Source organism: Pseudoalteromonas sp. c7(2019) (assembly GCF_011378625.1).
Lineage (GTDB): Bacteria > Pseudomonadota > Gammaproteobacteria > Enterobacterales > Alteromonadaceae > Pseudoalteromonas > Pseudoalteromonas arctica.
In genome coordinates this window covers 87,555-99,857 of the sequence record NZ_WTKS01000009.1, presented here as the reverse complement: position 1 = coordinate 99,857, position 12,303 = coordinate 87,555, and the positions used below count along the sequence as shown (strand labels likewise).

8 protein-coding genes and 2 pseudogenes are annotated in these 12,303 nt (G+C 38.8%); 6 read left to right on the top strand and 4 right to left on the bottom strand.

All coding sequences use genetic code 11. From position 1 onward, the window contains the following. Positions 1–104: 104 nt before the first annotated feature. Positions 105–2,459 carry a TonB-dependent receptor gene (locus tag GQR38_RS11720; RefSeq protein WP_165721629.1) on the bottom strand — a complete coding sequence of 785 codons (2,355 nt, stop codon included), beginning with the start codon at positions 2,457–2,459 and terminating at the stop codon, positions 105–107. Positions 2,460–2,927: 468 nt separating this feature from the next. Beyond that, positions 2,928–5,087, bottom strand: a complete 2,160-nt coding sequence (locus GQR38_RS11715) for an exonuclease domain-containing protein (protein WP_165721628.1) — start codon at positions 5,085–5,087, stop codon at positions 2,928–2,930. A gap of 129 nt (positions 5,088–5,216) precedes the next feature. Between GQR38_RS11715 and GQR38_RS11710 the strand changes: the two are divergent. After that, positions 5,217–5,426: pseudogene (locus GQR38_RS11710) on the top strand (protein phosphatase); the annotation flags it as partial. Between the two features lie 102 nt (positions 5,427–5,528). Here GQR38_RS11710 and GQR38_RS11705 read toward each other — a convergent pair. Continuing rightward, the gene (locus GQR38_RS11705) at positions 5,529–6,272 is read right to left on the bottom strand and encodes a competence protein CoiA family protein (RefSeq protein ID WP_165721627.1); all 744 of its coding nucleotides are present in this window, start codon (positions 6,270–6,272) and stop codon (positions 5,529–5,531) included. Positions 6,273–6,334: 62 nt separating this feature from the next. Then, on the bottom strand, positions 6,335–6,790 hold the full coding sequence (locus GQR38_RS11700; RefSeq protein WP_096793441.1) for a hypothetical protein: 456 nt from the start codon (positions 6,788–6,790) through the stop codon (positions 6,335–6,337). A gap of 426 nt (positions 6,791–7,216) precedes the next feature. On the opposite strand from GQR38_RS11700, the gene GQR38_RS11695 reads away from it, so the two are divergent. The 5 genes and pseudogenes from GQR38_RS11695 to GQR38_RS11675 all read left to right on the top strand — a co-directional run bounded on the left by GQR38_RS11695 (position 7,217) and on the right by GQR38_RS11675 (position 12,281). Beyond that, the gene (locus GQR38_RS11695) at positions 7,217–8,632 is read left to right on the top strand and encodes a sugar porter family MFS transporter (protein ID WP_165721626.1); all 1,416 of its coding nucleotides are present in this window, start codon (positions 7,217–7,219) and stop codon (positions 8,630–8,632) included. Positions 8,633–9,010: 378 nt separating this feature from the next. Then, entirely contained in the window at positions 9,011–10,270 is a 1,260-nt protein-coding gene (locus GQR38_RS11690) for an outer membrane protein transport protein (RefSeq protein ID WP_165721625.1), read from the top strand. A 2-nt stretch (positions 10,271–10,272) separates the two neighbouring features. Continuing rightward, complete coding sequence (locus GQR38_RS11685; RefSeq protein WP_165721624.1) at positions 10,273–10,686, top strand: YeeE/YedE thiosulfate transporter family protein; 414 nt, start codon at positions 10,273–10,275, stop codon at positions 10,684–10,686. 3 nt (positions 10,687–10,689) lie between these two features. Next, positions 10,690–11,091 (top strand): DUF6691 family protein, encoded by a 402-nt coding sequence (locus GQR38_RS11680; RefSeq protein WP_165721623.1) that lies wholly within the window; start codon positions 10,690–10,692, stop codon positions 11,089–11,091. 96 nt (positions 11,092–11,187) lie between these two features. Beyond that, positions 11,188–12,281 (top strand): annotated as a pseudogene (locus tag GQR38_RS11675) (mechanosensitive ion channel family protein). The last annotated feature ends 22 nt before the right edge of the window (positions 12,282–12,303 follow it).

The window sequence follows — 12,303 nt, the reverse complement described above, 5'->3', positions numbered from 1 at the left end:
AGCAATACAATATTGCTGGCCTTTTAAATAATATCCAATTTTATTAATAACTTAACTTTAGTTAAACCCTAACCGAGTATAAAGCAGTTAAAACGATAACTGGCTTAAAAGTTATAACCTATTCTTACGCCATAAGTGCGAGGATTAGCATAGTCAGCAGCCGCTACGTTACCGCCAAAGCGAACCGTTCTAAGCAAGATAAGTTCATCGCCTGCATTTTGAACATATGCGCGTACAGCCCACTCATTATCGGCCGAATACCATGCAATACTGGCATCGTATTTTTGATAGCTACCTTGCGTACCAAACGAAAACGGGAGATCGTTGGTCGTATACGAATCCGATAACTGAATACTGGTAGCAGGCACAATGCGGCCTTTATCACCTAAATCAAACTCGTAACTCGCTAAAAGGGTAATGTTATATTTGGGACTTAACTGCACTTCGTTACCGTCAAGTTGCAGTAAGTTATCTACGCCATTTATAGTCTCTCCGCCTTCTTCAAACACATTTGGCGTAACAAAGTCACCATAAGTAGAATCTGTAAACGCGGCACGTGCACCTAGGCGCAATGCATCACTCGCTTGCCAATCAATTTCAAGCTCAAGACCAGCTGCATCAATTTCGCCCGCATTACCAAAAAATGATACCGCCGTACCGCCTACATTTTGAAAACGCGTAGAAAGTAAATCTTCGTATTGGTTGTAATATAAAGAGGCGTTAAATCTTAATGAATTATCAAGCAGCATGCTTTTAAAGCCTACTTCGTAAGCCGTTACTGTTTGCTCATCGTAACTGTTTTCACCGTTAAAAGCGCCCTGTGCATTACCAGCTAAAAAGCCTGTAGATACTGTAGCGTATAGTAGCTGATCGTTTGTTAAGTCGTGTTCAATACCAACTTTCCACGTTACTTTACTCCAATCGCCATCTGCATCTTTTACCTCTAACTCTGAAAAATCGATCGTGCTTAAATCATTGGTATTTTGACCGTAGATATCCCACTCACGTTTATCATTTGTGTACCTTATACCTGCTATACCGCGTGTATCATCACTAAATGTGTAGTTACCTTGAAAGTAAGCCGCCGCTGATCGCGTTTCTAGCTGAATTTGGTTTAACCATGGTGCATATTGAAGTGCTTGAGGCTGCGTTGTATCGGGTACATTATCAACCACAGCTCCGTAGCTCGCATTTAAAAAAGCGTTATCTAGGTCCTCTGAAAATAAGTAAATACCAGCCACCCATTCAAAATCACTTTCGTAGGTAGAGCTAACTTGTACTTCTAACGAGTTAGTTTTAGATTCAATTGCGTTACCATCTACTGTGGTTGCATAAGTCGAAAAATCACCATCGGTAAGGCGTGTTTCTTCGTAATCCATTGAGGCTGCAATTACTTTTAAATCAACCGACTCAAGCGACCAGTTTAACTCGGCGCTAATACTTACATCGCTCACATTGCGTGATGGCTTATAATCAAACTGCTGAGTAAATGGGTCTGACGATACACCTTGGGCAGTATCAAGCCCAGGCGTTGCTGCATTATCTAGGCCTGCACCAAAACGACCACAATTACTGCCACACACATCATCGCGACCAATGCGCTGAGTTAATGGTGCAGATAAGCTTGTTTTACCTGTCGCTGGGTTTATAGGCACACCTAAAATATGGTAACCAAAAGCACCGCCGCCATTTGACTCGTCCTGCCACGTTTCTACTTTTACATTTAAATTTACATCGTCGTTAAATTCAGTAAATACTTGGCCACGTAAAAAATACATATCGGCATCTTTCAAGCCTGCTGATTCATTAAACGAATTCTCTACGTACGGGTCACGTATTTCTCGCACCCCAGTAAAGCGTACTGCGGTGTCATCGGTTAAAGCAGCATTAAAAAAGCCTTCACCGCGCAAATGGCCATAATTACCAAACGTTGTAGCCATACCACCTTCGGTGATATCAAGTTCAGGCTTTTTAGCTATTACATCAATTGCGCCACCAAATGAGTTACGCCCGAACAACGTCCCTTGCGGGCCGCGTAGTACTTCAACACGTTCTAAATCAACAAAGCCAGCGAGTGCTTGCCCATGGCGTGGGCGATAAACACCGTTAGAGTAAAATGCAATAGCAACATCATTAGCCTCTACTTGCTCTGTTCTGGCACCGCGCATAGCTGGACGGGCATCGCTCCCCGACACACCCGACTTTAAACCCGGCGCTAGGCTATCAAGGCTTAAAATATCGGTAATGCCATTTTCTAGTAAATCTTTAGCCGACACCGCAGTAACTGCTAAAGGCACCGACTGAATACTTTTAACTCGCTTAGTAGAGGTAACAGAAATCACCTCCAGCTCTTTATTGGGGTTTAACTTTGCTTCTTGTGAAAATACAGATGCTGAGCCTAATAACGCCGTATTTACAGCAGCAAAAATAAGTGTTTTACGTAAAATATTCGTCGTCATGAGATAAATTCTCCACCTGTTGAAATGAATTTTATTAAGCATTTATGGACGCTATGCTCCACCACCGAATTTTTATTATTTATAATTATTAAAAACGCAGTATTTAAATGACTATTTTTTCGACTCATAAAAACTACCGCCTTTTGCATTCGAATGCAACAACGATTAATGCAACTTTTACATGTAACTAACAGGTGTTATAAAAACAAAAGCTTAAAACCCACTCAAGCAGCTAATAGTAAACAAATTTAATTTTTATGGCGGATTTAAAATTACTGGTTTGATCAGTTTAATGCGAGGGATTTAAACAAAGAAAAGGAATGAAATTCGAATAGAGCATATAATTTAGACTTCGAAGTCTAAATTATATTAAAGACCCACTTTAAGTGGCAGCACATAATTAATTTTCAATTAAGTGCTGATTATTCATGGCATAACTATTTAGTGGCTTTTAGTTAACCTGAAGATCTATTCACTACTTTGGGATTGCTGAATAAGTAACAATAACTCAGCAGTAGCCGTTGCATCAGCAAGTGCGCGGTGATGGCTGGTTAAATTTAAATTAAAATGCGATGAGAGATTACCAAGCGAATACGACTTTAAGCCTTTAAACGCTTTGCGCGATTCAACCACGGTGCACATTTTTGGCATTTTAAAAAAGTGCCCTGCCATCTCGCATTCTTTTTTAATAAAACCGTAGTCAAAATTAACGTTATGGGCTACAAAAATACTGCCTGCGAGTTTATCTAATAGCGGCTTGGCTATATCGGCAAATACAGGCGCGTTATAAACCATGCCGTCGCTAATACCAGTTAGTGACGTTATAAATCCAGGTATATGGCGCTCGGGGTTAACTAAGCTTGTCCAAGTATCAATTACTTTACCGTGCTGTACTTTTACAAGGCCAATTTCGGTAATACGGTTACCGCCTTTTAAGCCGCCCGTGGTTTCTATATCGACCACACTGTAAATACGGTTAGGATCTACAAACCATTTAACCGCAGCAATGTGTACTGTAAAGCCCACATTTTTTAAATTATCAATGGTGGTTAGTTGGTTGCGTCTAAGCTTATCGCCCGGGGCTTTTACCTCTTCAAAATGTACTTGTCCATTATTAATTACCATTAAGTCGGGGTAGCCGTCTTTTAGCTGTAAGTAATGTTTGCTCATGGCTGTTAAGTGCGCAATTAGCGCCTTAATAGGGCTGTTTAAAATAAGCGCCTCTAGTGGCTCTAATAAATTGCTGCGCCATCTAAACAAACCGTTAGGTTGATCAAAGTATTGCGCTGCATGTTTGCATACTAAATTAAGTAATGCTTGCGGCGTTTGACACTGTGCTAAGCGCTCATTTATCTGTGTTTGCTGCGCTTCATAAAAATTACCAAGCCTTAATACTTGCGGATAAATATCAAACTCATTGCATGGCGGATAAGGCGACTCCACAAATAACTCATGCCAAAATACTAAACCAAACAAACTTTGCCAAAGCGTGTTTTCGGTATTAAATACAGCCATACCTTGGCGAGTATAATAATCGTTTACGCCCTGCTCTACTTCACCTCGGTACAGTTCATCTATTTCTAGCACGCACTGAGTGTTGGCAAGCATTGCACTTAAACGCGAACGTGTTTTTTTATTAAACTTACGCATTAAAAAATCGTCAGCAAAATAAAGTAAATCATCAGTAAGCGGATTTTCGATAATGGCTTCTAACCGTGCTTTTACCCACTCTTTATTATCAAGCCTGTATTGCTCTCTTATTTGAATTTCTTGTGCTTCGCTATCATCCACGCACCCTTCAAGTAAGCTAAAAGCAAGTTCGCTATCAACTGTTTTTAGCTGCCTATAAAGCCTAACTAATAATTTGTTTTTTAACGCAACAGCAATGGCACCGTGCGCAGCTTGCACTAAAACCTTTGGCGCTAAAGCAACGTAATCGCTCTCATCGGTTATATTTTTAAATGCTAACCGGTAACGGTTTAATAAATAGTTTGATTGCGCTTCATCAAGTGTTTCAAAGCGCGACAAGCTCTCGCTGTGCCCTTCGCGCGTAGCGGTTAAACCTAAATCTCGCATTACAAAACGGTTTTGATGATTCACATCACCACGGCTTAGTTTACCTGCAAATAAAAACTCAAAATACTCGTAGTAATCACTGCGGTTGTTAATTACATACTGGCTATTAAGTGGCGCAAGCTCTTGTGGGCAGTCTTTAAAAAACTCCCGCGCAATATCCACCAGCGCGCCTTTAGCTGCGCTCTTTTTAAAGCTTATTTGCTCACTGTAATTACTTAGCAACTCAACCAAAGAAGGTTTGGTTAAGTGCGCTAAAAGCGGCGAATAATGCTGCTCGTTTGGCTCAAATAAAATATCGGCTTTTTTAAGCGTATAAATAGCCTGATGCGGCGATGTTATTTCTTCATAATTGAGCGATTGCGCCTGAACCAAATAAGGCTTTCGCGAGTATACCCGCGCTAACATGCACTGGCTTTGCTCATCTAGCTTGTTAATTTTACTAATAAATTCACTATGTTTAGGCTCAAGTAAATGCATACATTTACTTGTTACAAACTCAATAAGCTCTCTAAAATGCGCTAAATAGTATTTTGCTGGTAATTCTTTTTTCATAATATCGCCATAACTGTATATAAAAACAGTATCTAGTATTTGCGCTTATTATTCAATCTTAAACTTGTAATCAGTAATGGTTATAGTTGCCATATATAAATAATGTAGAGTCGATAAGCACTAAATGTAAAAAGCGACATATTACAAGCCATACAATACAAACAAACCATTGCCATACATTGCAAAGGCGGCGCTGGCCGCACAGAATTGGTAGCTGCACTTATTTTAAATTCGACAGGTTACACAAAAGAAGAGGTATACAACCTAGTACAAGGCATTCGCCCTAAAGCACTCACTATAGAATTACAAAAAGAGTACTTTGATAACTTTGAGGTGTAAGACAGAGGTTGGGGAAGATTTAGCACTATAAATAGTGCTAATAATTCTATTTATAGCCTGTAATGAATTAGCACTGATAAGATTGATCACTTGTTATGCAACTCATTTAAACTTTGCCAAGAAATCATTTTTAATACATGCCTTAATACAGAAACTACTATAATTGTTAAAACGCATTAATTGCCAGATGACACCTTGTCCAAAGTCCAAATAAACTGGTTTTGTTGCTTTAAACCAAACATATCTAGGCCTTTTCCACTCAAAGAGGAAGTGTCCTACATGCGTGGATTTAATTATTCCATCTATTTTATCTGAGCTATGTATTTCTACTAACTCATTCGGACCTCGATACTCAGAAATAAAAGAATAAACGAAATGAGTTTTATGATTACTTGAATGAATAGATATATCTTCCATTGATTCATGCAGAGGATCAGGAAGCATCGCACGTAATTTTATGTTTTTCGCTAGATTACGACCATTAATTACCCAAATCATATCCCCGTAGAAATCCTCTCTTGATTTCAACTCAGCTTCAGACATTGGGGAGTTTTGAAATTCAATTACAATATTCTGCTCATTAACAACATCTGCAATATGCTTTTCACCACTTTTATCAAAGTATACTATTTCTTGATTACGATCTTCCCAATGATTTTTCCAATCTCGATGCCATTGGGATTCATTATCCCACCAAGGATCACAACTACATTTTACCTTGTGCGCCCAATGCCATCTAATTTTTGAACCACACTTTGCTACGGTTGGACTACCACAATATATACAAACTCCTTTCATCTTGGGCAGAGGAGCTTGCTTAAATCCGTCAACTAATGAAAATTTCATAAGTACATAACACTCGGTTGTATAATGCCTCAATCAGCCGCTGCTGGATTGGCTTGTTATATTTATTTACCCAATTCAGGAGCGGGTAAAGTTTTTGTAATACTTTTATTTAGCGAATGATTGTCAAATGCTATAGAAACCATTGAAAGCTTCGCCACCAATTTTTTCCCCTTAAATAGAGCTAAATCCGTTCCTAATTCTGCACCGTCAAGATCGGAGAGTGGAAAAGTTTTGTCAATTTTTTTCCAGCCAGATAATCCTTTAAGTAGGATTACTTCACTGTCTATTTTGATTTCGTATTGCCGAAAGCTGAGTACCATCCACCAAGCAAAAATAGATGTTGTAACCAAAGCGAGAATTAACGCCAAAAGTTGTTCATTTGGCGATAACGAAGTATTACTCTCGCTAAGGAATAAAAGAGCGCCAGCATATATTGCAAAGAATCCGATACAGTTAAATAATAGTAAAAAAATTGATTTAAAAATGATTTGAAAAACTGAGCTACGAATTACAGACATGGTATCTCTATAAATATGACAATTTAATCTACGACATTTGACGCTTTATAAACCGACAAATGTCCCTATTTTATAATCTATTAACCTTAACCACCAAATAACCACATGTAAACAATTACTAAACCTCATATCAGTTTATGTAATTGCAAAAACATACCAAAATGGTAGAGAACAGTGATATTGCTCCAACAGGCACTTTCCATAAAGTGCATATTATTCTTTGAAATTTAGTTTTTGTTATTAAAAGGCGCTACTTAATTTCAAAGTATTGAATCTAACGCCTTTAGCTAATACCTTTAAATTGAAACCTTTAAAAACAACTTAATTTATACTTGCCAATCCCTTTATACCCGCACAAGCATATTCAACCATAACGCTTTACGATATTATGCTCTTTTATATTTAATTTAACTTTCAGGGCATATAATGACAACGCACACACCGCCTTCCAACACAGCTGAACACACCTCTCTTTTTTACGTAATATTTATATCGGCCGTGGCTGCTATTGGTGGCTTTTTATTTGGTTTTGACTCGGGCGTTATTAACGGCACGGTATCGGCACTCGGTAATGCGTTTAATTCAAGTAGTGTGGCTACGGGCTTTAATGTTGCCTCTGTGTTACTTGGCTGTGCCTTAGGTGCACTTGCTGCGGGGCCGCTGGCAGATAAGTTTGGCCGCCGTGCAATTATGATCATCACCGCGATTATTTTTGCCATTAGTGCCTTTGGGTCGGGCATTAGCGAAAGCTCTGCGGAGTTTATTTTTTACCGCTTATTTGGTGGTTTAGGTATTGGTGCTGCATCGGTATTGGCGCCAGCTTACATTGCTGAAGTTGCACCACCCGCTCTTCGTGGTCGTTTAGCGACACTACAACAACTCGCTATTGTACTGGGTTTGTTTGCGGCATTTTTAAGTAACTATTTAATTGCTGATGCAGCAGGTAGTGCGCAAAATATTTTAATGCTTGATATAGCCGCTTGGCGCTGGATGTTTTGGGCTGAGCTTGTGCCTGCAGTATTGTTTTTAGTCGGTGTTTTGTTTATTCCGGAGTCGCCTCGTTATTTAGTGGCGCAAGGTAAAGTGGATGATGCAAAATCGGTATTTAGCAAAATATCGAACGACAATGCCGATGCGCAAATAAGCGATGTTAAACGCTCATTGCATAGCGACACAAAGCCAAGTATTCGCGACTTATTTATTGATAACAGTAAAAAAGTACACCCAATTGTTTGGGTGGGTGTGGCACTGAGTGTATTTCAGCAATTTGTGGGTATTAATGTGGTGTTTTATTACGGCTCTGAGCTTTGGCAAGCCGCTGGGTTTGATGAGTCGCAATCGCTATTTATAAATGTGCTCGCAGGTACTACTAATATTGTATCGACCTTTATTGCCATTGCCCTAGTTGACAAAATTGGCCGTAAACCACTGCTATTAGTAGGCAGTATTGGTATGTTTATCAGCTTAAGCGCGCTTACTTATATATTTGGCAGTGCAGGCCTTGATGAAGCAGGCAAACTTGCCCTTAGCGATAACATGGGTACGTTTGCGCTTATTATGGCTAACTTATTTGTGGTATTTTTTGGCTTAAGTTGGGGCCCAATTGTATGGGTATTATTGGGCGAAATGTTTAATAACCGTATTCGTGGTGCAGCCCTTGCTGTTGCGGCTAGCGCACAATGGATTGCTAACTTTGCAATCACTATGACCTTCCCTATTATGCTGGCTAACATTGGACTTGCAGGCGCTTATGGCTTTTATGCGTTATCGGCACTTATAAGCATATTTTTTGTTGTTAAATACATTAAAGAAACCCGCGGTAAAACGCTCGAATCTATGTGATTTTTAAAAGCGGTGATATTAATCGCCGCTTTGCTTTTACATACAATAGCGCCATTTAATAATGGCGATTTAAATAACCTAAACGTTAAATAATAAATCTACTTTATGCAGCTATTAATACGCAAACGCCCTTTTGCCAGCAAACTTTTAATACCAAAGTGTATAGCTAACGGTTGCATACTTAAATATCATTATAGCTCAATACGTTAGTGAATCTTTTAACTTAAGCTAAGGCTGAATAGCAATCTACGCTCATTTATTTTAACTTTATAACCATTGCCGTATTACCTTTTATTATAACTAATCTATTTAAATTCCTTTTTAGAATATCAAAAATTAGCTATTGTCCGCCCATTCCAACTTTATGTATTTACTAAAATGAAAAAACAGTTAATTTCAGGCTTAGCTTTAACGTGCGCGTTAGGTTCGTTCAGTACATTTGCTACTAATGGTTATTTTACTCACGGCTATGGCATGACCCACAAAGGCATGGCTGGCGCAGGTGTAGCGCTGTCAGAAGAGTTAATGTCTGGCGCTAATAATCCAGCAACCTTTTTACCTAACGGAACAGAGCTATCTCTGGGCTTAGAGCTTTTTTCACCTGAACGAAAATATACTGCATCAAAAGTAGATACTTTTTACCCTGGCGCATTTTATCTTGAAGCAAAAACACAAAAAAGCGACAACACCGTATTTGCAATTCCAGAGTTTGCTATTGGCCATCAATTAAATGAAAAAGTAAATATTGGTTTATTAGTGTATGGCAACGGCGGTATGAATACCGAGTACGGCGCAGAATCCTCTACTGAGGGGACTTTTTACGCTGGTACGGCAGGCGTTGATTTAAAACAACTCTTTATTAGCCCAACAGTAAGCTATAAGTTGAATGAACAAACACGCCTTGGTGTATCCCCTATTTACGTGGTGCAACAGTTTGAAGCACAAGGGCTTGAAAACTTTGCTCCTTTTTCGCAATCGCCAGAAGCGCTTACAAATAATGGCACCGATACAAGCACAGGCTTAGGTATTCAACTAGGTATTAGCCAAGATATAAATTCGTCATTAAGCTGGGGGGCAAGTTACCGCTCATCTGTGTCTATGCAAGAGTTTGATAGCTATAAAGGTTTGTTTGCAGAGCAAGGCGGATTTGATCTGCCAAGTTCGTTTCAACTTGGTGCAGCTTATAAGCTTACCCCAGCTAATCAGGTTGTATTTGATTGGCAAAAAATAAATTACAGCGAAGTAAAAAGTATTGCAAATCCAATCAGTAACTTGATGTCAGCACCTTTAGGGGTTGATACAGGCGCTGGGTTTGGCTGGAACGATATGACTATTTATAAGCTTGGCTATCAGTGGCAACGTACATCGCAACAAAAAATTCGTTTTGGGGTATCTTATACCGAGCAACCTATTCCTTCATCAAACGTTTTGCTTAATATTTTAGCCCCAGGCGTTCAAGAGTGGCATTTTACTACTGGCTTTAGCCATTCTTTTACCAACAAGGTACAATTAAACGCTATGGCTTTTTATTCGCCAGCAAAAAAAGTAACGGGTGCTAACTACTTAGCACCTAATCAACAATTATCAATCGAAATGAAACAAACCGGTTTAGGCGTTTCTATTGTTTGGGAAATTTAAAAATGATAACAGAATTCACTCCAGTATCGGCTGCAATAGGCGGTGCATTAATAGGAATAGCGTGTACGTTATTACTGGTTTTATACGGAAAAATTGCGGGTATATCAGGCATTGTTAAGTCTGTATTCGCTAAAGCAAATTCAGACTCTCGTTGGCAGTTATACTTTATTTTAGGGTTATTGTTGGCAGGAGTCGCTGTAAGGGTATTTGCGCCTTCTTTATTAGAAGGCGAATTGCAATTGTCGCCTTGGCTTATTGTTGTTGCAGGACTTTTAGTTGGCGCTGGTACAACTTTAGCTAATGGGTGCACAAGTGGCCATGGTGTGTGCGGCATGTCGCGCTTTTCTGCTCGCTCTTGGGTTGCAACATGTACATTTATGCTTGTTGCCTTCATTACAGCAAACCTTGTAGGATAAATAATGAAAGCAATTATGATGGTTGTTATAGGCTTTATATTTGGCTTAGGGCTTATTATTAGCGGGATGACAAACCCTGCTAAAGTGATTAACTTTCTTACCTATGGAAACCAATGGGATGGAAGCTTAATTATAGTGATGGCTGTTGCCATGCTAATAATGATGCTTACATGGTTATGGGTTGCAAAAAAAGAGAAACCACTTATTTCAGGAACATTTAATTTAAGTAATTTAAAAAATATTGATGCGCGCTTAATTATCGGCTCAGTATTTTTTGGTTTAGGCTGGGGTTTAAGTGGCATTTGCCCAGGCCCTGGCTTGGTTCAATTGGTATCTCTTAAAATGGAATTTTTGTTATTTTTTGCAGCCGTCTTAGGCGGTATGTGGTTAGCCAAAAAAGTATAATATTTGCTGCCGACTAAAACTCGGCAGCTACTTTTCCAAACAAAGGTACATAACTTGCTGCAATATATATAAAACTATATTGAACAGGTTTAAGTTATGCTAAATAAAGCGCTGGAATTTTCCAACAGCACCCCCTGGTTAAGCGCGATTTCATCTCTCTTACTTATAGCTATACTACTGTTTTTAATTCGCTTTTTTGTAATGTACTGGCTAAAAAATGGACTTCAAAAACCAAGTTTATATTCGATACTTTACTTATAGAGTCAATATCTAAACCGCTAACACTGTGCACAATTATTGTGCTACTCACCATTTTAGAGCACGACACCTTCATTATTAGTACTTCTATTTCTCAACAAATTCCTTTTAATAGCATTAATATTGTACTAGCTCTACTGGCACTTATTATGTTTTTAGACCGCTTTATTATTGGCACTATTAATTACTACGGCAAACAATCTGCCGTTGTTTTTAATTCAAAAAGCATAATTAAAGGCGTGATACGCGTTACATTATCATCCGTAGGAATACTAGTATTAATGGGCACGTTAGGTATTTCTATTACACCCATTATTGCCTCGCTAGGTATTACATCACTGGCTGTTGCCCTTGCTTTACAACCTACCCTCGAAAACTTTTTTTCTGGCGTGCAGCTAGTGATAGATAAACCCATAAGAGTGGGCGATTTTATTGAGCTGGAATCAAAAGAACAAGGTTTTGTAGATCATATAGGCTGGCGCTCTACATGGGTTAAAATGCTACCGAATAATATGATTATTATACCTAATAGCCAATTATCTAAATCGCGTATTATTAATTACTTTTATCCTGAAAGAGAGCTAAGCGTCCCTGTAGATATAAGCGTGCATTACGATTCGGATTTAGAATTTGTTGAGCAAGTAACACTTGAAGTGGCTCGTGAAATACTTATTTCACACGAATGGGGCGTTGATGATTACAATACCTTTGTGGTTTTTCATACCTTTGACAGATCAAGTATTAACTTTACGGTTATGCTGCGCGCAAAAGAATACTTTAATCGCTTTTGGGTTAAATCTGCTTTTATAAAAGCCCTGCATAAACGCTATAAAAAAGAAGGCATTGTAATTCCCTTCCCTATTACGGCTATTAACACTACACAAGAATCCGCTAAATTTAATAGTGATAAAAAGGTGCAAGGCGATACTTAAAACAAAGCGCGAGAGACTCTCG